Below are 22,975 nucleotides of genomic sequence, written 5' to 3' on the forward strand. Positions count from 1 at the left end.
GTGCGTTGTTAAACGCTACTCTCCTTTTTGTGTCGCTCAAATGCATGATAACGTGTGCCTTGAAATGACAATAAGCCTAAATCATCTTCTGCAAGCTGTCCATAATTACGACCATTCATTTTTAATTCTAGACGATCGCCACTTTGTACTTCAAACGTTACATAGTACGATGTATAGGCACTAGAGTTACCAGAACCTCCACTAGTATTCGAACGTTTTGTTACGACTTTAGCGGGTACTGTTAATAATGGTTCATTGTTGTTTTTCGCCCATTGTAAGATATTTTTAATAATAGTAAATGCTATAATACCGAACACGATAATAAACATTATTGAAATAAAACTAGGAACAAAAGAGAATTCATCAAACCCATCCATAAAATGGCCTCCAATCTAAGAAATATTGTGCCTAAAGTCGTTATAAAGGCGGATGTTACAGAATTCAGAAAGTTGTTTATCGGTAGCGACAGCTACAATTATGCCGAGGCATAAGTGATTAGTTAAATCTCTATATATAGCAAACTTCTTATCTTCTAGTTTTTCAATATATGTAGACGTAAATAAAGTTTTTGGATTAATGTCAGTGATCAGGGAGATACAGATTCATCACGAACAAAGTCTTTTGGCGAAACCCTAGCAACAGCGACCATTGTTTAATGTTTGAAAATATCCTCATATGTCGTACAGAAAAACCAATAGTTGAATGACTAAAATATCGTTGGAAAAGAACCAATATCTTACAAGAATAATAAAATAAACAATTCAGATATTCAATGAGTTTTTAGAAAAAATGAGAGAATATTACATTGAAAAAAGTTCATTTTGTGAATGTTTAAAATGAAACCTTAAACCGTAAGACAGTTTTGTTAAGATACACAATGGAAGGAGTCATAATAATAAAATCATGCGCATCTATATAGAAGTAAGTTGCCATTTTCATTGCAGATATTAAATGACCCTTACTCACCTCTCATCGAACGGCCACGGCTAATCTCTATGGCATAAGGACAAAGTTAGATAAGGTACTTTAACGTTGAATCTAAATTAAATCCAAAAATGCCCATAGGTTACAATTAGTAATTAAATTAATAAAAGTAAACAAATTATCGTTAGTAAATAAGTTACTTCAAATTTACTTTTTTAAAAATAATCGTTACAATAGAGTACATAAGAGGTGAAAAAAATGAATGAGTCAAATTTATGTCCTCGTTTAGCTAAAGCAATGGATTTAATTGGGAAACGCTGGACAGGGCTAATTTTATATCAATTATTAGATGGACCACAGCGCTTCAATGAAATAGAATCTTCATTACCTGTAAGCGGTCGTTTATTATCCGAACGTTTAAAAGAGCTAGAAAAAGAAGGGCTTGTTGAACGAAAAGTATATTCAGAGGTACCGGTACGTGTTGAGTATTCTTTGACGGATAAAGGTTGGGCACTAGAAGGAGCAATTCGTAATATCGAATTATGGGCATCGAGTTGGCTTTAATTTTGTGAAGGCTATCTCGAAATTTCTGATGGATAGATAAACATTGCACATATGTAATACTAATGACTATGAATTTCCTATTCATCATCTCTGCTGGGACTCTCGCTACCCGTTAAGGCGAGAAAAAAGAACCTTCATTTTACTTGTCAAATTGGGGTTCTAAATCCATACTAGTGTAGAGTAAGAAGGACGTTAGAAAGGAATTAGCTCTCATGACAAAAGAACAATGGGCAGCGGATTTAACACAGAGCGTTAATCCGGCCAATATTAAGTTAAATGAATCATTACAGCAATATACTATGACAAAATTAGGCGGTAAAGCGGATGTTTTCGTTCTCGTTGAAACTGAGGAAGAGGCAGCAACAGTTATTCGCTATGCCCATAAGAATAATATACCTTTATTAATGTTAGGTAATGGATCTAATATGGTCGTTCGTGATGGCGGTCATCGAGGGATCGTTGTTACATTTTCATTTTTAGATGAGATTCGCATTAATGGTGACCATGTTTACGCGCAAAGTGGTGCGCTTATTAAGGATGTATCAAAACTGGCTGCGGCAGCATCTTTAACAGGTTTTGAATTTGCATGTGGTATCCCTGGTTCAGTTGGGGGAGCTATGGCAATGAATGCAGGTGCTTATGGCGGTGAAATTAAGGATATTATTATTTCTTCGAAAGTATTAACAAAAGAAGGCGAAATTTTAATATTATCGAAAGATGAACTTGAACTTAGTTATCGTCATAGTATCATTGCGAAGAAGGGGTATTATGTATTATCATCCGAGTTTCAATTAGCAAAAGGTGTACAGGAAGAAATTGATGCAAAAATTGCTGATTTAACGTTTCAGCGAGAATCTAAGCAACCGTTAGAATACCCATCTGCAGGAAGTGTTTTTAAGCGCCCACCAGGTCACTTTGCTGGCAAGCTTATTCAAGATAGCGGCTTACAAGGAAAAGGCGTAGGTGATGCAGAAGTATCAACGAAGCATGCAGGCTTTATTGTTAATAAAGGTAATGCAACGGCTACTGACTATATTGCAACAATCCAAATGGTACAACGAGTAGTGAAAGAAAAGTTTGGCATCGACTTAGAAACAGAAGTAAAAATCGTTGGTGACGACTTATAGGATACTACGCCCTTCGTTAATAGTGAAGGGCGTTTTTTTGAGGAGTGAAACAGAAAATGAAGTTTATATCATGGAATGTTAATGGAATTAGAGCCTGCCTAGGTAAAGGGTTTTTAGATTTCTTCAATCATGTAGATGCAGATTTTTTCTGTATACAAGAAACAAAGTGTCAGGCTAATCAAGTGGAGATTTCTCTTGAGGGATATGAGCAATATTGGAATTATGCAGAGAAGAAAGGTTATTCAGGTACAGCGATCTTTACAAAACATACTCCACTTGCAGTACGTTATGGTGTTGGTGACGATGAATCGCAGGGAGAGGGCAGAATTATTACACTAGAGTATGAAGATTTTTACTTAGTGAATGTTTATACCCCGAATTCACAGCGTGATTTAGCTAGACTACCTCTTCGTTTAGAGTGGGAGGATCGATTAGCGTTATATTTAAAAGAGTTAGATTGTAAGAAGCCTATTGTCTACTGCGGTGATTTAAACGTTGCACATATGGACATTGATTTAAAAAATGCGAAGTCTAATGTTGGTAATTCAGGTTTTACATATGAAGAACGTGAAAAAATGACGGAGCTATTGGCAAGTGGTTTTGTAGATTCATTCCGCTACATGTATCCAGATACAACAGATCACTATACATGGTGGTCTTATATGAATAAAGTACGCGAGCGTAATATCGGATGGCGTATTGACTACTTTATTGTTTCTGAGAGACTAAAGAACAACATAAATGAGGCTAGCATTCATTCACATATTATGGGCAGTGATCATTGTCCGATTGAATTACAGCTAAATAACTAGTTTTTAAGAATCGTATTTTCTAAAAGGAGATACGATTTTTTTATACTGCAACGCAATTAATGACACCCGCTATAAAGAAGTTAAATTTCAAAACTTTTTAAAGGATTTGAAAGCGGGTAAAAGAATATATTGCAAAAAGGGGGGCGGGATATGAGAAAGTTTACGTGGAAAAAGTGGCTACTGGCTATAGCGGGATTTTTAGCTGTAGTAGCTATTGTCGCATTTATTGGATTTACATGGTTTATGAATAAATCAAAGCCAGAAATTGATGGAGAGCTTTCGTTGAGTGTGCTAGATGAAGATGTAACTGTCACAAGGGATGACAAGGGAATCCCTCATATTTTTGCAAAAACAGATGCAGATTTATATCGTGCACAAGGCTATGTTCAAGCGCAAGATCGACTGTTTCAAATGGATTTAGCGCGAAGACAAGCTAGTGGTCGTTTGTCGGAAATAATCGGTGAGGCAACTATTGATACTGACAAACATTTCCGAACGTTTAGCTTGCGTGAGGCAGCTGAAAAATCATTATCTATCTATGATAGAGAAAGTAGACAGGTACTTGAGTGGTTTGCAGATGGCGTCAATGCTTTTATTACACAGGCTAAGGAAAATAATACATTAAGCTATGAATTTGCATTACTAGGCTACGAACCGGAGGAATGGTCCGTTGTAGATTCTCTTACTATTGGTAAATATATGGCCTATGATTTAGGGGGTAATTGGAATACGCTTGCGTTCCGTCATTGGGCTTTACAAAACTTTGGTGAAGAAAAAGCTAAAGAATTATTTATAAAGTATCCTGAAAACGCTTCATCTATTATTACGGCAAATAAAGACAATCCCGTAGCAGTGGCAGGGCATTTTAAGACAGAGCTGTTACCAAATGAATTTAACGGCAGTAATAACTGGGTTGTATCGGGGAAGAAAACAAAAAACGGAACGCCAATTTTAGCAGATGATCCACATTTAGGGCTGAGTACACCATCTATTTGGTATCAAATGCATCTGCAATCTCCTGAGCAAAATGTGAGTGGCGTAATTTTTGCGGGTGTTCCGGGCGTTATTTTAGGTCACAACGATAACATTGCATGGGGTGTAACAAATGTTGGACCTGATGTACAGGATTTATATATTGAAATACCTAATCCGAATAATCCGACACAGTTCCGCTATGATGGTAAGTGGGAGCAAGCAGAGGTGCGTAATGAACCGATAAAGGTAAAGGACGGAGAAACGGTAGATTTTAATGTCGTTGTCACACGTCACGGCCCAATCATGACTGATTTAGCTTTTAAAGATACGGAGCCTACAGCACAGTTTTCGATGCAGTGGACGGCACTGCAACCAACGACAGAACTTCGTGCAGTGTTAGGCTTTAATAAGTCAAAATCCTGGAGTGAATTTGAAAAAGCATTAGAGGATTTTAAGGCACCTGCTCAAAATTTCGTTTTTGCATCAATGGATGGCACAATTGCGTATAAAGCGAATGGTCAAATTCCGATTCGAAAGCAAGGGGACGGGCAACTGCCGGTACCAGGTGATTCTAGTGACTATGGGTGGAAGGGCTTTATCCCGTGGGATGAGCTTCCGACTGTAGTAAACCCAGATGAAGGCTTTATTGCAACAGCGAATAATGAAGTTATTGGGGAAGAATATCCTTATCATATAACAGATTTCTGGGCACAGCCTTATCGTTTTGAACGGATTAAGGAAGTTTTAGCGGCGAATGACTCTTTAACAGTGGAAGATATAATGAAATTACAAATGGATCAGCATAACCTATATGCTCGTGAGTTTTTACCATATTTATTAACATCAATAAAAGCACAAGATCAGGATGAAAAATATAAAGATGTTATTAAATTATTAGAGAATTGGGACATGGTAGATGCAAAGGATTCAGGGGCGCCATTAATGTTCCATACCTTAATGGAAAAGTTACAGGAAGTGTTATTTAAGGATCAGATGCCAGAAGACATGTATGAATTAATGTATGGGAAATTTAATATTACAGACCAGCTTTTACGTACAGCTTATGCCGGTAAGAACAGCATATGGATTGATGAGCAGGGTGGTGTGGATGCAACAGTATACAAGGCGTTAGAGCTCACTGTCGCACAAATAGAAGATCAATTCGGCAAAAACGTATCGAAATGGAAATGGGGTAACTTCCATCAACTTACCTTTGATCATACATTAGGTAAAGCTTCACCGATTATTGCAGCATATTTTAATGCTAAAAAGATTCCTATTGGTGGTTCAAAGGTTACTGTTCAGGCTGCTGATAATGACTTAGCCGGAAATGTTAATCATGGCGCATCATGGCGCTTTGTTGTTGACGTTGGCGATTTAAGTTCAGCCTATCATATTGTTGGTCCTGGACAGAGTGGACATGTAAAATCAGCATGGTATCAAGATCAAGTAATGGATTGGGCTAATGGAGATTATCATCAAACGTTTGTGAGAAAAGAAGATATTAAAGGTAAGACGTTGCGTTTAAAAGCCAAATAGGATGAAAGGCTATAAGAATTAAATGCGTTTTTATATTATGACAATAAAAAATTCCTTTCTATTTTCGAGTAGAAAGGAATTTTTTTGTATTTGAAACAATTTATTTTACACATTGAAGTGCTAGATTTTTTACTTGTATATAAAGATATTTTTTAAAGCGGTGATATAAATCATTTACATTCAAATATTCATTTGAATATGATGGAATATTATGTTATATTGAAAACAATCAAACAAACATTTGAATGAGGTGATGAAAAAATGTCAAAAGAAGTATGTGAAATAACACATGTTCATGAAGAAGCTGTCATCAAGGTACAACAGCAAATGCCAGATCTATCAGGAGTAGCAAAATTTTTAAAGGCATTATCTGATGAAACAAGACTTAAAATTGCGTATGCCTTAACGGTCAAAGCTGAATTATGTGTTTGCGATGTTGCTTCCATTATCGGCTCTTCAGTAGCAACAGCATCGCATCATTTACGATATTTGAAAGATAATAATTTAGCGAAATCATATCGGAAAGGAAAGCAAGTGTACTACTCTTTAGCTGATGAGCATGTGTATCAAATTGTAACGATTGCCTATGAACATGTGAAAGAGGGGATTGTAAATGACAGCGACACCAACTAAACAAGAATACAGGCTACAAAACTTATCCTGTGCAAGCTGTGCAGCCAAATTCGAAAAAAATGTGAAGGCTATTCCCGAAGTCCAGGATGCTCAAGTGAATTTTGGTGCTTCTAAAATAATGGTTATTGGTAATATTGAGGTTGATCAGCTTGAAGAAGCAGGTGCCTTCGATGGCATAAAAGTTTCCCAATCAACAGTAAGAACAATTGAAAAATCAACACCTTTTTATCGAAAAACAGAAAATATATTAGCTGGAATCTCCTTGCTATTCATAGTGCTTGGATATGTGTTTGGAGCAATGCGAAGTGAAACTGAGCCACTCACTATTGGGATGTTTATTATCGCAATTCTAGTTGGGGGAATTGGCATTTTCAAAACAGGTTTCCGCAATCTAGCGCGCTTTGAATTTGATATGAAGACGCTGATGACCATTGCGGTAATCGGTGCAGCCATTATAGGAGAATGGGAAGAAGCCGCTGTAGTTGTCTTTTTATTTGCTGTAAGTGAAGCACTTGAAGCGTATTCAATGGATAAGGCGCGTCAATCAATTCGTCAGCTAATGGATATAGCTCCACCAACAGCAACGATTAAGCGAGCACATGGCGAACATTTCCATGAGATGGAGTTACCAACGGAGGAGATTGAGATTGGTGACATTTTAATCGTTAAACCTGGTCAGAAGATTGCTATGGACGGAATTGTAGTTAGTGGATTGTCAGCAGTGAATCAGGCAGCGATTACAGGTGAATCTATTCCGGTCAGTAAAACAGTCGATGACGAAGTATTTGCAGGAACATTAAATGAAGAAGGTGCCCTAGAGATTCGTGTGACAAAGCGAGTAGAGGACACAACAATTGCCAAAATCATTCATCTTGTTGAAGAAGCCCAGGCAGAAAAAGCACCTTCGCAGCAATTCGTTGATCGCTTTGCGAAATACTACACGCCTGCAATTATGATTGTAGCTTTACTTGTAGCGGTTATCCCTCCTTTATTTATAGGTGATTGGCAACATTGGATTTACCAAGGATTAGCTGTCCTTGTTGTAGGCTGTCCATGTGCATTAGTCGTTTCTACACCAGTTGCTATTGTTACGGCAATCGGGAATGCAGCTAGACAAGGTGTTCTTATTAAAGGCGGAATTCATTTAGAGCAACTTGGTCATATAGAAGCAATAGCATTTGATAAGACAGGAACACTTACAAAAGGTCAACCTGCTGTAACGGATATTTTTACATCGCAAAATATGTCTAAGGATTATGTTTTACAGCTAGTAGCGGCCGTTGAAAAGCAATCACAGCATCCATTAGCTAAAGCAATTTTACAGGCATTGCATGAGGAAAATTTAACAGAGCTTAAACCAACAGACTTTCAATCCGTAACAGGAAAGGGTGCCTACGCAACAGTAGACGGTCAAATAATCTATGTAGGAAGCTTAAAATGGATTGCTACATTAACGACTGTTGATGAAATGATAAAAGAACAGGTTGAAAAACTTCAACAACAGGGGAAAACAGTTGTAGCAGCTGTTAGTAATAATCAGTTTATAGGAATGATTGGTATTGCTGATCAATTACGACAAGAAAGTAAAGAAGTGTTGGATAAATTAAATGGTTTAAAAGTGAAACATAAAGTTATGCTAACAGGTGATGCAAAGCCAACAGCACAGGCAATTGCAACTTCCTTAAATATGACAGATGTGCGAGCAAGTTTATTACCAGCAGAAAAATTAATGGCCATTAAAGATTTACGTGCCCAGTATGGTGCAGTAGCGATGGTAGGAGATGGTGTTAATGATGCACCTGCACTTGCCTCAGCCGATGTCGGTATTGCAATGGGAGGTGCTGGTACTGATGCAGCACTAGAAACTGCGGATATCGCATTAATGGGTGATGATTTAACGAAGCTACCTTATACGATTGGCTTAAGTAGGAAAACATTACGCATCATAAAAGAGAACATTATATTTGCCTTAGCCCTAAAATTAGTTGCTTTGTTACTCGTTATCCCGGGATGGCTAACATTATGGATTGCGATCTTTGCAGATATGGGTGCTACGTTACTAGTTGTGTTTAACTCATTGCGATTAATCAAAACAAAGAAATGGTGAATAAGATATAACCTGAAGGAAGGGTGTAGGAAATAAAATCATTCTAAGGAGCTAGTAATTTGTTTTGATATAGATGCTACTAGCGATTCTTGAAAAAAAGCTTCGTTAACGTTATTATGGTTTCAGGAATAATGTAACAATTAAATAAAAATGAGGCGAAGGTTTGAATATGTCAGATCCTATTTTAGTAAATGTTACAGAGGAAATTGTACGTGGTTTAGTAAGTTTTCTACTACGAGGACCGGAATATCAAACATTTTGTAAATGTGAAATCTGTGAACTTGACACAGTGGCACTTACACTAAATGCATTGCCTAGCAAGTATGTTACATCTATGGAAACCCGAGATGAAGCATTTAGAATGATGAATACTCCTGAAAATATTGAACGAATCAATAAAGAGATTATTCATGCATTACATGTGGTAAATAAGCATCCTCGACATAAGGAAGAGCCAACTTCTATATGAAGTTGGCTCTTCATGTTTTTGAAAAACTATTGGGTCAATAGAGTATGCTTATCGGCAAAGCGAGGGTTGATTGCCGTTCCACGCTATTTGCTTTCCAGTGGGAAAGTGACTGACCGGTTCCTCCGCTATTATTACCGCTGCCACTTCGTTCACACTCCATTTTCGCGCAAATAACTAAATTGTTGCTGTCGCTGCGCTTTCGCACACAATTGCTAATGCTTCGTTTTATCTCAATAAATTAGAGTAAAATGCCAGAAAATAAACGCTATGTGAATGGTTGATTGTAGTGGAGACTGGGCGACTCCTTGGGGATCAGCGTCACAGATGAGACCCTGGAGCGAGCAACGCGAGTGAAGCCATCGCCACAAATTTTCCAACAAAACGGAAGCCAACATATGAAGTTGGTTCTTTTTAGGTTGCACAAGTATTGTTTTTCTGGCATATGTATTTTCAGTTAACTTTTAAGGCAAGCTTGTAGTAAACTAGAGAGTAAGAAAAGGAAAGAGAGGGAAAAGGATATGCCAACACCTAGTATGGAGGACCATATCGAACAAATATACTTATTAATCACAAATAAAGGGTATGCTCGTGTGTCTGACATTGCTGAAGCATTATCTGTTCTTCCTTCTTCTGTTACAAAAATGGTTCAAAAATTAGATAAAGATGGTTATTTAGTTTATGAAAAATACCGTGGCCTTACATTGACGCCTAAAGGAGAAAAACTTGGAAAACGTCTTGTACTGCGCCATGAGCTTCTAGAGCAATTTTTGCGAATCATTGGTGTGGATGAAGAGCGAATTTACGATGATGTTGAAGGAATTGAACATCATTTAAGTTGGAATTCAATCGATCGAATTGCGGATCTTGTGCAAGTAATGGAAGAAAATCCGGACATCGTTAAAAAACTAGAGGCATCTAGAACACATCATAATTTCTAAAGGTTTTGTGAAAATGATGGTAAGAGGGAAAGGAAGACAATATGAACGAATTAAAATCAGGTGAAGTTGTTACGTTAACTGTTTTAGAACAACAAGCATCGAAATGGATCTTAACAAATGGAGTTGACGAACTACCCTTAAATGCTTCAGAGGTAACAGAGCCACTTGCAATAGGCGACCGCCTTGAAGTATTTTTATTTGCGGATCGTCGTGGCGATTTAGCAGCTACAACAGCTATTCCGGCTTTCGTACAAGGGGAATATGGCTGGGCTCGAGTGCTAAAAGTAGTCGAGCGCGAAGGGGCTTTTGTAGATATCGGTACTTCACGCGAGGTGCTAGTAAAAGCTGAAGATTTACCTGCAATAAAAGAGCTTTGGCCAGCACCAGGCGACCATTTATTTATGACATTACGCACAGATCGCAATGGTGATTTATTTGGACGTTTAGCAACTGAAGAAAAAATTTCAGAATTATATGAAGGTGCATTTGAAGAAATGCACAATAAAAACATTAAGGCGCGTCCATATCGTTTATTACCAGTGGGCTCATTTTTATTAGGTGTGGAGATCCCGTACCGTATTTTTGTTCATGAGTCAGAGCGTAATGCAGAACCTCGTCTAGGACAAGACGTAGAAGTTCGTATTATTGATGTGAAAGATGATGGTTCAATGAATGGTTCACTTTTACCACGTAAACATGAGCGTCTGTCAGATGATGCACAAAGAATTTTAAATTATCTACAAGAGGTAGGGGGCAAAATGCCATTTGGCGATAAATCCTCACCTGATGAAGTGCAAGAAATGTTTAAAATGAGCAAAGGTGCATTTAAACGAGCGTTAGGTACGCTTATGAAAGCAGGTAAGGTAAAACAGCAGGACGGTTGGACAGAGGAAATTTAATTTCTTTCAGCAATTATATGTAGCGAAAGCAAAGCGTCAGCTATAGATGTTTTATGTAACGGCAGTTACAATTGTTTTTGTTACAAGATAAAATTAAAGAAAATGACGAGAGCTGTTGAAACCTTCTCGTCTTTTTTTCGTACTAATTATTGCCTACCTTCTTTTAGCGTGAGATCAACCATCTGCTCCAAAGAAGGTCAAGCCTCTGGCGGATGTCGCAAAATCGGAAAGAAATTCTTTTTGCAGGCATAAAGCCGAATCCGGACGCATTGTTTATCTGTAGCGAAAGCGAAGCGACAGCGGCAAATGTTTACTGCGCGAAAGCGAAGCGACAGCAGCAAATGTTTACTGTGCGAAAGCGAAGCGACAGCGGCAAGGATGCCGAGGCAGAGTTGATTGGCAAATATTATACAGGCCAATGAGTTTTCTAACGAAAGGGGTCACACAATTTGAAAAACACGTGGATAAAAATACTAACGGCGACTATGTTAGTATTTGGCGTGATGGCGCCAGCAACAAGTTTTGCAGCTGATAATACGCCACCCAAAGCAATTGATGAAAAACTAGGAGCACCAATCGTCGTATACGGTGCAAACTTATCAGAGACTGAAAAAGAGTCTGTTAAAAAGTCATTAAAAGTCAATGAAGAGCCTGAAGTTGAAGAAATAACTGTTTCAGGTCAAGACTTAGCCAAATATATTAAAGATAGTAATTCTAGCTCTCGTATGTATTCTTCTGCCAAAATTACGCGCAAAAATGCAGGAGAAGGCTTAGTTATTGAAATTGTTACACCATCAAATATTACACAGGTTACTTCTGAAATGTATGCAAATGCCATGCTAACTGCAGGTATTGAAGATGCAACAGTACAGGTTGCTGCGCCTAAGGCAGTAACAGGCCATTCAGCGCTAGTGGGAATATATAAAGCTTACGAAGTAACAACAGGTGAAAAGCTAGATACTGATCGTACAGATGTTGCAAATGATGAACTATCAGTAGCAACTACTCTTACGCAATCGGCAGGCGTGGATGATGCTAAGGTTGCGGAATTACTAACGGAAATCAAAAAAGAAATTGCAGAATCGAAGCCAGCAAGTAAAGAAGAAGTTGAAAAGATTGTGCAAGAGCAATTAAACAAGCTTGAAATTAATTTAAGTGACAAGGACCGTCAATTACTAGTTGATTTGATGAATAAAATTAGTAAACTAGACATTGATTTTGGTAAATGGTCTAAACAATTAGATGATATTAGCAATACAATTAAAGATAAATTTGGATCACTGATGGAAGATAAAGGATTCTGGGAAAGTGTGAAAAATTTCTTTGCTAATTTAAAAGATACAATTGCGTCATGGTTTAATTAATTAAGAAAAGAATCTGTAACACTTTCCCTTGATTACTAGGGAAAGGTAACAGATTCTTTTATTTTTCATAGGTAGCTTTTTAATGTTACGTGTAAAGAGGGTATGTTACTATGATAAAAAGGAGTGATGGGAAATGGAATTTCAATTACAACAACTAGCAGAAAATAAGCTTGCTTTTGTCTATGAGCAAGAAGGGGAAAGATTAGCGGAAATTACATGGCAACAAAAGGGTCAAGTAATGATAATGGATCACACATATGTATCCGATAAGCTCCGTGGCCAAGGTGTGGCAAAAAAATTGTTGGATCATGCTGTAGCTTATGCACGTGAGAAAGGCTATAAAATGGAAGCTGTTTGCTCGTATGTAGTTGCTGCATTTGAAAAATCTAATGATTATCATGATGTAAAACGATAAAGTGAAACGCTAATCAGTGGGGATTTTTTTATCCCCACTGCCAATCGAGCGTTTACGGGTAAAGCGCATCTATTTGCAAAATTGACTGCTGAAACTTACTGCCCGTTAATAAGGGATAAAAAATAAGGCAATTTGCTTGTTAAATAAAGCAGATTGCCTTTTTAGCTCGTAAATGTTTTTAAAACATTCGCTGAAAGCAGTTAAAGCTTCCGGCGGCATTATGTTTATCTGCAAGCGCAAAGCGCCAGCTATACATGTTTTTTTGCAACAACGGAGATTGCGCCGAGTCATAATTGATTTTTGTAAATCATCTATGCTATTCCTTACAGTAAAATACTATAAATTAGTGCAGTTAAGATGCCTGCCCCACCTACTAATGAAGCCATGTCTACCCAATCATATACTGAGTCCAAATCTTTCATAATAATCACTCTCCAATTATTAGTGTTAATAATACATTATTGCCCTTTAACTGCCCTTCGTAATCATTGATATTTACTATAATATGGGGTTTAATTTAGTTTCAATTGGGTACTTTAAATAGCATTCCTTATTTTTAGGTGATAAACAAGAAATACTTGTAACGGAATTTAGTAGGAGGTTAATTTGCGATGTCTGAGAACATAAGACTTACTATGAATTTTGTTTATATGCTGGGACGAAGGATTATAGATGATCTCTCTTTTTATATATGCTGTAACGTAAATAAAAATTATGTTTAGTCCTCAAATAATAGGGAAAAGATATAATATAGAGCCAGTTTCTATATTTTTGGGAGGGATTTATAATGGCAAAAGGAAAAAGAACAGGTGTTATAATTGCAGGGTTAGCTGTAGCAGCATCTTATTTAAGTAAAAAAGAAAATCGTGATAAAGCATTAAGTATGCTCAATAGTACAAAATCTAAATTAGCATCTTATTTGAATACAACGAATATGGAGATGCACCAAGACGTATCAGAGCGTATATCGACTGAAGTAGCGACAGAAGCTGGAACGTCCCCAACAAAAATAGCTTCAAACGAAATGGTTGCTGAAGGTGGGGGACATACAGGTATCCATTACTACAATGGAGAAATTCAAGAAGATAAATAATAACTAAAACCTTCTCATTTCACGTGAGAAGGTCTTTTTTGTGTACATATAATGATCGTTGCAAATGCTAATAATACAATTCCAGTAAATATAAAGCCGCTGACAATACCTAGTGAGAGCCACCCAAGTAATGAGGAACCTAGGACAACTCCTAGTGAAAAGAAGGCATAAAAATAACCATATGCTTTTCCACGGATTTCAGCAGTCGTAGAGTCGATTAAAAGTGAATTTACTGATGGGAATAGGAAGCCAAAACCGATACCATAGCAGGCCATTGCAATATAAAGTAACGTACTTGAATCCACCTGACTAATTAATAATTGACTGATCCCCATTAAACTTATACCAAGTGATAATGTTTTAATTGGTGCCACTCTATCGAAAATACGGTTAATCGGTAAAATAAATACGAGTACAGCAATAATTCCGAATGTACTCATCAAAGTCCCGCTTAAACGTGAATCAAAGCCTAAAGATTGTACTTTTAGAGGAAGGAGATAGGCAATAACCCCTTGAGAAAACATTAAAAAGAATGCACTAGAGAAGGCTTTTAATGTACCTGTATTAGTAAAAAGTACATGAATAGGAATGCTTGTAATCGGTGCAGATTTTTCTTTTTTAACATGCTTTGATTTTAGTGAAAAGAAGGCAAATACACTCAGCAAGAGCATAAAGCTTGCCGTAATATTAAAAACGAATGGTACGCTAGTACGACTCGCTAAAATGCCACTAAAGGCAGGGCCGATTATTGCGGCGATGCCAACAAAAGCTCCAGAGATAGCACTACCCTTACCTCTTTTCTCTTGTTCAGTTGCATTTGCTAAAAAGGTGAATGCAGCAGGAACAATTAAGCCCGCAACTAATCCATGTACAAAGCGCACTACTAATAGAACAATAGGATCTTCTACTAAATTATAAAGTGTAAGTGAAAGACCTGTTGTTAGTAGACCTAGGATTAAAATAATGAATGGTCCCTTACGATCCGTTAAAAAACCAGAGATAATATTACCAAATGTATTGGAAAGAGAATACATACCTACAGCCAGGCCAGTAAAGAAGGCTGATGCCCCTAAGGATTCAGCATATGTACTTATGATAGGAAGCTGGGTGAAAAGGTCGAAAAATGACAAGAATATAATCAAATAGATAAGTTTCTTCATAGCTCCTCCGATGAAAAGTTATGTTATTTAAAGATAGTCCAACACTGATTATACCATTCTCGTCAAAAAAGAACGCCTCAAAAGTTTTTCAACTTATGAGGCGTTTCTGAATGATGAAAATTAAGCTTTAGCAACTTCTTTTTTCATTGTTTTATTTTTAGCAAGATTTACGTGCCAAGAAAGTGCTTCCTCTAAAATATGAGGTGTTTGATGGCCGCCCGTTGCTTCTAGAGCACGGTTATAGTAATCCCAAAGTTGTTCTTTGTAATCTGGGTGTGCACAGTTTTCGATAATTAAAGGTACACGCTCTTGCGGTGCAAGACCACGTAAGTCAGCAATACCTTGCTCAGTTACGATGACATCAACATCATGCTCAGTGTGGTCTACGTGAGAAACCATTGGCACGATTGAAGAGATAGCGCCGCCTTTTGCATATGATTTAGTAACGAAAATACCTAGACGAGCGTTACGTGCAAAGTCGCCTGAACCACCGATACCGTTCATCATACGAGTACCAGATACGTGTGTTGAGTTTACGTTGCCATAGATATCTAATTCAAGAGCAGTGTTGATTGAGATTAGACCCAAACGACGGATAAGCTCTGGGTGGTTAGAAATTTCTTGTGGACGTAAGCAAATTTTATCAGCATATTTCTCTAGGTTACCATATACTTTTTTCTGTAATTCTTCAGTCAGTGTAATTGAAGTAGCTGCTGCAAATTTAACTTTACCAGCATCAATTAAGTTGAATACAGCATCTTGAAGTACTTCAGAAGCAACAACTAAATCTTCAAATTCTGAATTTGCGAAGCCGTCAAGTACAGCGTTTGCAACAGAACCTACACCAGATTGTAATGGCATTAATTGTTTTGTTAAGCGACCAGCTTTAATTTCATCGCGGAAGAAGTCTAATAAAATGTTCGCCATTGTTTGTGTTTCTTCATCTGGAGGAACGATTAATGAAGGAGCATCTGGCTCTTCAGAAATAACAATCGCTTTAATTTTAGCTGGATCTACTTTAATACCGATGTCACCAATGCGTTGCATAGCATCAGTCATTGGGATTGCTTCACGTTGACCTTGCTCACCTGGAACATAGATATCGTGGATACCTATTAAAGCTTCTGGATGAGAGATATTTAATTCGACAATAATATTTTCAGCGTAATCAGCGAAGATCGGTGAGTTACCTACAGAGTTTGTTGGGATAATAAGTCCATCTTCTGTAATCGCAACAGCTTCAAGAATTAAATATTTAATTGGTCCAATAATTCCTTGACGAACTAATTCAGCGTTATGTGAAAGATGAGCGTCAACATATAGGACGTCACCAGTATTAATTAAATTACGGATAGTTGCGTCTCCTTGGAATGGTCCACGTTTGCGGATAACACCAGCATCAGCTAAGTATTTATCTACTTCAGGTCCTAAAGAAGCTCCTGTATATACATCAATTTTGAATTTTTCGTTTTTAGCGCGCTCTACTAAAGCCATAGGAACAACTTTTGCGTCACCCGCACGAGTGAATCCACTCATACCAACTACATCACCATCTGAAATCAGTGCTGCAGCTTCTTCAGCAGTAACAATTTTACTTTCAAGTTCTTTTAAGCCTAGGCGTTTTTGAACATTTGCATCCATAAAAAAATCCTCCCCTAAAATGTTTGATGGAAACCGATTACAAAACTAGAAAAAACGTGTAAGAATTTTCTGTTTATTCAGTTGTAGTATGACTCCAACCATTTGAATAATACTATCACCAAATTGTCACAAAAACTTTAGAAATAGCATTAAATTGAGTAAAAAGAGGAAAAATGAGCATAAAAACGAATTTTCGACAGAGAAAACGGTTTAATGTAGAGTTGCTTTATTTTTAGAGAGTTTATAACAACAATAGGAAAGAAGTGATTTCCGTTCCGGCTAGGCCTTTATTGTTGTTGCTGCCGCTTCGCTTTCGCACAGAAAAAATATTTGTTGCTGCCGCTTCGCTTTCGCACAGAAAAAATATTTGTTGCTGCCGCTTCGCTTTCGTACAGAGCAAAGCTTTCTGGGGCGTCCGATGAGCTTGAACCAATGTCATTTCAAGCTATTGTGGTGAGGAACTTAAAAAAAGTACAGCGAACAATCAAAATGGCTCGCTGTACTTTACAAAATTAGAAACCTAAAGAACGTCGGAAGTAACTTGCATAGCGTTGGCTAACAGGAATACGTGTACCGTCTTTCATGATTAATAAAAACGTTGAATGTGAGTCTGGTTGGATTTCATCAATGTAGTCAATGTTAACGATATAAGAGCGGTGACAACGTATAAATGAGTCAGGGGCTAAAAATAGCTCAAGATCACTTAGGTTTAAGCGGTGATATCCTTCACGACTCATTGTTTTAACAAATGTTTTTCGGAGCTGTGTTTCAAGATAAATGACCTGATCATGCTTGATTGGGTACCAACAATCGTCAATTTTGATTGTAATGTAATTCGTTAAAAATGCTGACGGCTTTTGTGGGAAGATCGCAGTGATAGCACCCTTTGTTTCTCCTTCTTCCATTAAAGGAATACTCATGCCGTAATAGGCTACCCCAAATACATCAGGTTCAATATAAGAGCTAATCTTTTGCCCATAGTTTAACGCTTTATGAGCCGCAGAACCTTCTTTAATCGGATCGCCAGGTTTAATTTTTAAATCAACTTTTTTACTCGGTTGGTAGTACAAGTATTCGTTTGTATCGGAAATTGCAATGGAAGTATTCTCAGGGAAGAATTCCTTAATAATCTCCATAATTTCTTCTATTTGTTTTGGTTCCAATTTTAACACCTCGTCTAAACTTTTAAAAATAGTATTATCATCTATTTTACTACATATTCGTATAAATTATATAGAGAAGATTTCGGAATAAAAAAGAGAAATGTCGATTGATGAAATATAAAGTTGTAAAATCCATTACATAATTTGTAACATATTTTAAATAATTACTAATTCATTTTGGTATGAATATGGTAAAATCTAAATATAGGTAAATAAGTTTACGATGTTTCTACTATGTGTATATGATAAATTAGAACTAGTACTAGAGACAAAATGTGGTTGAAAGGAAATCGCAGAATATGGTAAAATTCACTTTATAGTCTATTTTTTTTGTAAACTAGTGGTTTAGTTGGGTTATTTTTAAGTTATATTCAATTATATAATTGTGAAATATGACTCAATTCATACAATTGTTAAGGAAATACTATTTTCTTATATGAAATAGATAGGTGTCAAAAAATGTAAAAGCAATTCGTGCAATCTGAAGAAAGATGGGGAAGATTATGCAACTACATCAACATTCTATGTCAGAAACGATATCCAAAAGATACTTTCAAGAAATCGATAGTATTAATCAATACATCGGTATAGAAGAATTTTTTAATATTGAGTCGAAATTAATATTTGAAATTTACCATTTAGAATCGGCAAAAGCTAAAAAATCTTTGCATGAATTAATTGATATTCTTTCAATACGTTTTGGCAAACAAGTCATTAAAATTGTTCGAAGTTATTTTTCTGTTTTGTCGTCAATTGTTGCTCGTAAATTGCTAGACAATCAAGTTCCTTCGAAGAAAGCATTTGCTTTTAACATTGCTTGTAATGATATGATCGAAAATCAAATGAAAGACGCAGAATTTTTACAATTTGCTGATGATTTAATCGATTTCTTTGTCTATTTTATTGCAGATCGCAAGCAACCGACTTTCCGTCACCAAACAGTAAATAAGGTAATTATGTATATAAATGATGAATTAGAAAATGACTTAACAGTGGAAAGCATCGCAAATAACTTCCATATTAGTACTAGTCACTTATCGCGTATTTTTAGAGAACATGTTGGTATTACACTAGTTGAATATTTAAATGTTCGTCGAGTAGAAGAGTCACAGTACTATTTAAGACACACAAATAAAAGTATTACTTCTATTTCAGATCAATTCCATTTCTGTAACCAAAGTTATTTTACCCGCATCTTTAAAAAATATACTGGGGTAACACCCAAACATTTCCGAGATGAACTACATCACGAGTTTTATCGTTTTGAGATGGCGGAATCAGAGCTTCAAAACGTCTAAAGTCCGAAATATAAATGGATAATAAATAAGATTAATAAAAAGATGCGGACGCATTAGCGATGCTAAAGCGCGCATCTTTTTTTATACGATGGAATAAGTAGCACTTGCTATTTGATAAAGATAGGCCAGATAATGTATACTTCATTTTAGTTGATAAATAATAGTAGGTGGAAAAATGAAAAATTTGAAGCTATTTTCAATGCTTGGACTCGCCGTTTTTGTTCTTAGTGGCTGTCAAGCTGTGCAAAACAAAGAAGGTTTTTTCTATAGTGTCTTTGTAAAACCAATGGAATTTTTATTAGAATTTTTCGGTAACACATTTTCAGGCAGCTATGGCTTAGCAATCATTGCTATTACGGTCCTTATTCGTTTAATCTTAATGCCGATTATGTTAAAAAATTACCGTTCCCAGCAAAAGATGAAATTGAAAATGGATGCGTTTAAGCCTGAAATGGAAGCTGTTCAGAAAAAGATGAAGGAAGCAAAGACAAAAGAAGAGCAAACGCAGTATCAACAAGAAATGATGGCATTATATCAAAAACATGGTATCAATCCACTCAACATGGGCTGTTTACCAATGTTAATTCAAATGCCAATTATTATGGGTCTTTATTTCTCCATTTTATATTCTACAGACGTGAAGGCACACGAATTTTTATGGTTTAGCTTAGGTTCACCTGATATCGCTATGACAATTGTCGCGGGTCTTGTTTATTTAGTTCAAGCACGTGTATCATTATGGACAGTACCAGAGCAACAAAAAGCACAAATGAAAATGTTTATTTATATTTCACCAATTATGATTGTCTTTATCTCGATGACATCTATGGCAGCCCTACCACTTTACTGGTCAGTCAGCGGTGCGTTGTTGATTATTCAAACATATATCGGTCGAAAATTTTATTCGGAGCATCCGGAAAAAGTAGACTAATAAAATAATTTTTGTCGAGGCGCCTATGTAGCCTCGATTTTTTTAGGAGGACAGCAAGATGAATATAAAGTTGCTATCATCTATTCTAGTCGCGATTTTTAGTATTGCGGCTATCGTATTTATTATCATGGGTAATTTTAATTTTGCAGTATTGGCAATGACTATTATGTTTGCCGTATCGAATGGCTTTAGGGCAAAAAGTTTTAAAGAGCAAGGCTATGTAAAAGAGGCAAAATGGATGAAGTATATGGCAATCTTTTTCTCAATTGCTTCTATAGTCGTGTTGATTATTATTCTCACAGACTAACAGAGTAACATCAATTTGCCTTGGCATCGGAGGCTTAAACTTCTTTCTGTAATTATCTTTTGTAGCGACAGGTACAAGTGTTTGATTGCGAAAAGAAGTTTAAAAATAATTGGTGAAAACCTCACTCTAAATTGTGAACAGTGGTAAAATGAGACTATATCAATATAGTAAAAACTAGTATCGGTACTTACTGAAGGACTGTTCTTTCTACAATAGATTTAATTCTTTAAAAGAAAATCCTTACTATGTAGTACTGGATAACTTTAAAAGGGGTAAAAAATAGTGAAAAAGAAACGTTTACCACTCATCCTTGGTGCTGTAATCTCAGTGGCGCTTATTGTCTCTATTTTCGTAGTGTATAACTATAAAAATAAACAAGTAAGTAATGCATCAGATGAAGACAAACAACAAACCGCAGAACCATCTAAAAAAGATTCAGCTGCAAAAGAAGAGCCGAAAAAAACAGCAGATAATCTTGTGAAGCCAGAGCAGAAGACAGATAAAAATGGCTATGTACCAAATCAAACATTACCAACTGAGCCGACATATATTAACGGTATTTTATTAGCGAATAAAATATATCCGCTACCATCTACCTTTGCGCCTGAAGAAAATCCTGAGGCACGTCAAGCTCTAAACAAAATGTTTGCGGCAGCAAAACAACAAGGTTTTGATTTAGTGGCATTTAGCGGCTATCGATCTTTTGAATATCAAACAACATTATATAATAACTATGCTAAACGTGATGGGCAAGCTGCTGCTGATCGCTATAGTGCTCGACCAGGTTATTCAGAACATCAAACAGGTTTGGCCTTTGATATAGGGGAAAACGGCAAAAATAGTTTATGGCTAACTGAAGAATTCGGTGAGACGCCAGCTGGACAATGGTTATTTACGCATGCTCAAGACTACGGCTTTATTTTACGATTCCCCAAAAATAAAGAAGATATCACAGGTTATATGTATGAGTCATGGCACTATCGTTATGTTGGTGTAGACATAGCAAAAGACATTAAAAAACAAAATATTACCCTAGAAGAATATTTAGGTGTGAAATAAAAAAGGGAAGAGAGTTGTTCATAATGAATGAACTAGCTCTCTTCCTTTTCTACATCTACAAGATAGGTGTTAATAAACGTGAAACTGATTCTTTAAATTTAATCAGTGTAGAACGGTTTTTGTACATTTCCCAAGTTAATTCAGTGCAATCAAAAATATCCTTTTCAAACAGCTCAGCAAGCTGATGAGAAATCGTTGAGTCATAGATAAATGCATTAACTTCAAAATTCAAACTGAAACTTCGTACGTCAAGGTTTGCAGTTCCGACTGTGGATGCTTCATCATCAATAATAATTGCTTTAGCATGAATAAAGCCCTTCTCGTAAATATAAACTTTTGCACCTGCACGTAATAATTGTCCTACGTATGAGTATGTAGCCCAATAAACAAACATATGATCAGGCTTATTCGGAATCATAATCCTTACATCTATACCTGAAAGCGTCGCAATTTTAATAGCTTCTAAAAAACTAACATCGGGTATGAAATATGGCGTTTGGATATATATATATTTTTTCGCCATATTAATAAGCTTTAAATAACCAATTTTAATTTGTTCCCATTCAGAGTCTGGGCCACTAGATACGATTTGTAAGCCCACATTACCTTTTTTCGGAATAGCGGGGAAGTAACGGTCCGAATAACCCATTTTATGTTGTGCGCAAGCTTGATTCCAATCAAGTAAAAAGCGTGTTTGTAATGGATGTACGGCACTACCCTCAATACGTAAATGTGTATCTCGCCAATATCCAAATTTCTTTTGTAGACCAAGATACTCATCCCCGACATTAAAGCCCCCGATGTAACCAATACGGCCATCAATCACAACAATTTTCCGGTGATTTCTAAAATTTAAACGAGGGTTTATAAGTGGAAAAATAGATGGGAAAAATACTTCGATTTCACCGCCCGCATTAAGCAATTCTTTGAAATGGCGTTTTTTAACGTTGCGTGAGCCCATTTCATCATATAAGATTCTTACCTTAACCCCTTGTTTTGCTTTTTTTATAAGTTTATCGATAATGCTTGTACCTAAGTTATCTAGACGGAAAATATAATATTGAACGTGAATATGATCTTTTGCTACCTCAATATCTTTCAGAAGTTGCTCAAATTTATTTGCACCATCATCAAAAATATCAATGTGGTTGTCCTGTGTTAATACTGCATTATTTGTTTTAAGATGCATATAAATCATTTCTTTATAATTTTCCGCATTTTCTATACGAAACTCGAACGTATCATCTCGGATCGCTTCTGTCTGATAGCTAATGAGGTTATCGATACCAATATCCTTGCGTCCTTCCCAACGGAATAAATGCTTTCTCCGTAATTGTCGTCCGAATAGCAAGTATAAAATAAACCCACCTAAAGGAATGAAAAATAGTACGAGAATCCATGCCCATGTAGAAGTGGCATCTTTACGCTCTAAAAAAATTATGACCATTGCTGCTAAAATATTGATAAACATAATCAAAGATACTAGAAATCCAAAGTCAGTAAACATACTCATTTCTACACCTGCCTTTACTCTATTTTCGCAATATATCTAGTATA

Annotated in this window: 21 protein-coding genes; 16 read left to right on the forward strand and 5 right to left on the reverse strand. The window is 36.4% G+C overall.

The annotated features are described in order from the left end of the window. Window positions 1–8: 8 nt before the first annotated feature. Entirely contained in the window at window positions 9–377 is a 369-nt protein-coding gene (locus ACIQ7N_RS08300; protein ID WP_402931353.1) for a DUF2500 domain-containing protein, read from the reverse strand. 805 nt (window positions 378–1,182) lie between these two features. On the opposite strand from ACIQ7N_RS08300, the gene ACIQ7N_RS08305 reads away from it, so the two are divergent. From ACIQ7N_RS08305 to ACIQ7N_RS08360, 12 genes are all read left to right on the forward strand, one after another. After that, complete coding sequence (locus ACIQ7N_RS08305; protein WP_132361566.1) at window positions 1,183–1,488, forward strand: winged helix-turn-helix transcriptional regulator; 306 nt, start codon at window positions 1,183–1,185, stop codon at window positions 1,486–1,488. A 212-nt stretch (window positions 1,489–1,700) separates the two neighbouring features. Next, entirely contained in the window at window positions 1,701–2,615 is a 915-nt protein-coding gene (gene murB / locus ACIQ7N_RS08310; RefSeq protein WP_402931354.1) for a UDP-N-acetylmuramate dehydrogenase, read from the forward strand. Window positions 2,616–2,671: 56 nt separating this feature from the next. Beyond that, complete coding sequence (locus ACIQ7N_RS08315) at window positions 2,672–3,427, forward strand: exodeoxyribonuclease III (protein ID WP_132361570.1); 756 nt, start codon at window positions 2,672–2,674, stop codon at window positions 3,425–3,427. Window positions 3,428–3,577: 150 nt separating this feature from the next. Continuing rightward, window positions 3,578–5,941, forward strand: coding sequence for a penicillin acylase family protein (locus ACIQ7N_RS08320; RefSeq protein ID WP_402931355.1), 2,364 nt, complete (start codon window positions 3,578–3,580; stop codon window positions 5,939–5,941). 261 nt (window positions 5,942–6,202) lie between these two features. Next, the gene (locus ACIQ7N_RS08325; protein WP_402931356.1) at window positions 6,203–6,574 is read left to right on the forward strand and encodes an ArsR/SmtB family transcription factor; all 372 of its coding nucleotides are present in this window, start codon (window positions 6,203–6,205) and stop codon (window positions 6,572–6,574) included. Further along, window positions 6,555–8,681, forward strand: coding sequence for a heavy metal translocating P-type ATPase (locus tag ACIQ7N_RS08330; protein ID WP_402931357.1), 2,127 nt, complete (start codon window positions 6,555–6,557; stop codon window positions 8,679–8,681). Before ACIQ7N_RS08325 ends, ACIQ7N_RS08330 begins: the two co-directional genes overlap by 20 nt. A 169-nt stretch (window positions 8,682–8,850) precedes the next feature. Then, on the forward strand, window positions 8,851–9,150 hold the full coding sequence (locus tag ACIQ7N_RS08335; RefSeq protein WP_371873368.1) for a late competence development ComFB family protein: 300 nt from the start codon (window positions 8,851–8,853) through the stop codon (window positions 9,148–9,150). A gap of 518 nt (window positions 9,151–9,668) precedes the next feature. Next, window positions 9,669–10,088: a transcriptional regulator MntR gene (gene mntR, locus ACIQ7N_RS08340; protein WP_132361580.1), complete on the forward strand. Its 420-nt coding sequence runs from the start codon at window positions 9,669–9,671 to the stop codon at window positions 10,086–10,088. Window positions 10,089–10,129: 41 nt separating this feature from the next. Next, window positions 10,130–10,987, forward strand: a complete 858-nt coding sequence (locus ACIQ7N_RS08345; RefSeq protein WP_132361582.1) for a CvfB family protein — start codon at window positions 10,130–10,132, stop codon at window positions 10,985–10,987. A gap of 449 nt (window positions 10,988–11,436) precedes the next feature. Then, entirely contained in the window at window positions 11,437–12,351 is a 915-nt protein-coding gene (locus tag ACIQ7N_RS08350) for a DUF1002 domain-containing protein (RefSeq protein WP_402931358.1), read from the forward strand. Between the two features lie 133 nt (window positions 12,352–12,484). Further along, entirely contained in the window at window positions 12,485–12,766 is a 282-nt protein-coding gene (locus ACIQ7N_RS08355; RefSeq protein WP_402931359.1) for a GNAT family N-acetyltransferase, read from the forward strand. Between the two features lie 787 nt (window positions 12,767–13,553). Further along, the gene (locus tag ACIQ7N_RS08360; RefSeq protein WP_402931360.1) at window positions 13,554–13,859 is read left to right on the forward strand and encodes a hypothetical protein; all 306 of its coding nucleotides are present in this window, start codon (window positions 13,554–13,556) and stop codon (window positions 13,857–13,859) included. A 14-nt stretch (window positions 13,860–13,873) separates the two neighbouring features. On the opposite strand, the gene ACIQ7N_RS08365 is transcribed toward ACIQ7N_RS08360, so the two are convergent. From ACIQ7N_RS08365 to ACIQ7N_RS08375, 3 genes are all read right to left on the reverse strand, one after another. Further along, a complete protein-coding gene (locus ACIQ7N_RS08365) occupies window positions 13,874–15,019 on the reverse strand; it encodes an MFS transporter (RefSeq protein ID WP_402931361.1) in 1,146 nt (381 codons plus the stop codon). A 120-nt stretch (window positions 15,020–15,139) separates the two neighbouring features. After that, window positions 15,140–16,660: a succinyl-CoA:acetate CoA-transferase ScpC gene (gene scpC / locus ACIQ7N_RS08370; RefSeq protein ID WP_132361592.1), complete on the reverse strand. Its 1,521-nt coding sequence runs from the start codon at window positions 16,658–16,660 to the stop codon at window positions 15,140–15,142. A gap of 512 nt (window positions 16,661–17,172) precedes the next feature. Next, window positions 17,173–17,823: a LytTR family DNA-binding domain-containing protein gene (locus ACIQ7N_RS08375; protein WP_132361594.1), complete on the reverse strand. Its 651-nt coding sequence runs from the start codon at window positions 17,821–17,823 to the stop codon at window positions 17,173–17,175. A 503-nt stretch (window positions 17,824–18,326) separates the two neighbouring features. Here ACIQ7N_RS08375 and ACIQ7N_RS08380 point away from each other — a divergent pair. From ACIQ7N_RS08380 to ACIQ7N_RS08395, 4 genes are all read left to right on the forward strand, one after another. Then, a complete protein-coding gene (locus ACIQ7N_RS08380; RefSeq protein ID WP_132361596.1) occupies window positions 18,327–19,121 on the forward strand; it encodes a helix-turn-helix transcriptional regulator in 795 nt (264 codons plus the stop codon). A gap of 175 nt (window positions 19,122–19,296) precedes the next feature. Beyond that, window positions 19,297–20,052 carry a membrane protein insertase YidC gene (yidC, locus tag ACIQ7N_RS08385; RefSeq protein ID WP_132361598.1) on the forward strand — a complete coding sequence of 252 codons (756 nt, stop codon included), beginning with the start codon at window positions 19,297–19,299 and terminating at the stop codon, window positions 20,050–20,052. 58 nt (window positions 20,053–20,110) lie between these two features. Beyond that, the gene (locus tag ACIQ7N_RS08390) at window positions 20,111–20,359 is read left to right on the forward strand and encodes a hypothetical protein (protein ID WP_132361600.1); all 249 of its coding nucleotides are present in this window, start codon (window positions 20,111–20,113) and stop codon (window positions 20,357–20,359) included. A gap of 282 nt (window positions 20,360–20,641) precedes the next feature. Then, entirely contained in the window at window positions 20,642–21,418 is a 777-nt protein-coding gene (locus tag ACIQ7N_RS08395) for a M15 family metallopeptidase (RefSeq protein ID WP_402931364.1), read from the forward strand. A 55-nt stretch (window positions 21,419–21,473) separates the two neighbouring features. Here ACIQ7N_RS08395 and cls read toward each other — a convergent pair whose 3' ends face one another. Then, on the reverse strand, window positions 21,474–22,931 hold the full coding sequence (gene cls, locus ACIQ7N_RS08400) for a cardiolipin synthase (protein WP_248717296.1): 1,458 nt from the start codon (window positions 22,929–22,931) through the stop codon (window positions 21,474–21,476). Between the last annotated feature and the right edge of the window lie 44 nt (window positions 22,932–22,975).

The sequence above is a fragment of the Lysinibacillus sp. NPDC095746 genome (assembly GCF_044763535.1).
In the GTDB taxonomy this organism is placed as follows: domain Bacteria; phylum Bacillota; class Bacilli; order Bacillales_A; family Planococcaceae; genus Lysinibacillus.

Bases quoted from the DNA above. Each gene is read 5' to 3' on its own strand.
- ACIQ7N_RS08300 (WP_402931353.1), bottom strand. From the start codon at position 377: ATGGATGGGTTTGATGAATTCTCTTTTGTTCCTAGTTTTATTTCAATA.
- murB (WP_402931354.1), top strand. From the start codon at position 1,701: ATGACAAAAGAACAATGGGCAGCGGATTTAACACAGAGCGTTAATCCG.
- ACIQ7N_RS08390 (WP_132361600.1), top strand. From the start codon at position 20,111: ATGAATATAAAGTTGCTATCATCTATTCTAGTCGCGATTTTTAGTATT.
- ACIQ7N_RS08315 (WP_132361570.1), top strand. From the start codon at position 2,672: ATGAAGTTTATATCATGGAATGTTAATGGAATTAGAGCCTGCCTAGGT.
- ACIQ7N_RS08345 (WP_132361582.1), top strand. From the start codon at position 10,130: ATGAACGAATTAAAATCAGGTGAAGTTGTTACGTTAACTGTTTTAGAA.
- ACIQ7N_RS08335 (WP_371873368.1), top strand. From the start codon at position 8,851: ATGTCAGATCCTATTTTAGTAAATGTTACAGAGGAAATTGTACGTGGT.
- mntR (WP_132361580.1), top strand. From the start codon at position 9,669: ATGCCAACACCTAGTATGGAGGACCATATCGAACAAATATACTTATTA.
- ACIQ7N_RS08305 (WP_132361566.1), top strand. From the start codon at position 1,183: ATGAATGAGTCAAATTTATGTCCTCGTTTAGCTAAAGCAATGGATTTA.
- ACIQ7N_RS08325 (WP_402931356.1), top strand. From the start codon at position 6,203: ATGTCAAAAGAAGTATGTGAAATAACACATGTTCATGAAGAAGCTGTC.
- ACIQ7N_RS08360 (WP_402931360.1), top strand. From the start codon at position 13,554: ATGGCAAAAGGAAAAAGAACAGGTGTTATAATTGCAGGGTTAGCTGTA.
- ACIQ7N_RS08320 (WP_402931355.1), top strand. From the start codon at position 3,578: ATGAGAAAGTTTACGTGGAAAAAGTGGCTACTGGCTATAGCGGGATTT.
- scpC (WP_132361592.1), bottom strand. From the start codon at position 16,660: ATGGATGCAAATGTTCAAAAACGCCTAGGCTTAAAAGAACTTGAAAGT.
- ACIQ7N_RS08355 (WP_402931359.1), top strand. From the start codon at position 12,485: ATGGAATTTCAATTACAACAACTAGCAGAAAATAAGCTTGCTTTTGTC.
- ACIQ7N_RS08380 (WP_132361596.1), top strand. From the start codon at position 18,327: ATGCAACTACATCAACATTCTATGTCAGAAACGATATCCAAAAGATAC.
- ACIQ7N_RS08365 (WP_402931361.1), bottom strand. From the start codon at position 15,019: ATGAAGAAACTTATCTATTTGATTATATTCTTGTCATTTTTCGACCTT.
- cls (WP_248717296.1), bottom strand. From the start codon at position 22,931: ATGAGTATGTTTACTGACTTTGGATTTCTAGTATCTTTGATTATGTTT.
- ACIQ7N_RS08330 (WP_402931357.1), top strand. From the start codon at position 6,555: ATGACAGCGACACCAACTAAACAAGAATACAGGCTACAAAACTTATCC.
- yidC (WP_132361598.1), top strand. From the start codon at position 19,297: ATGAAAAATTTGAAGCTATTTTCAATGCTTGGACTCGCCGTTTTTGTT.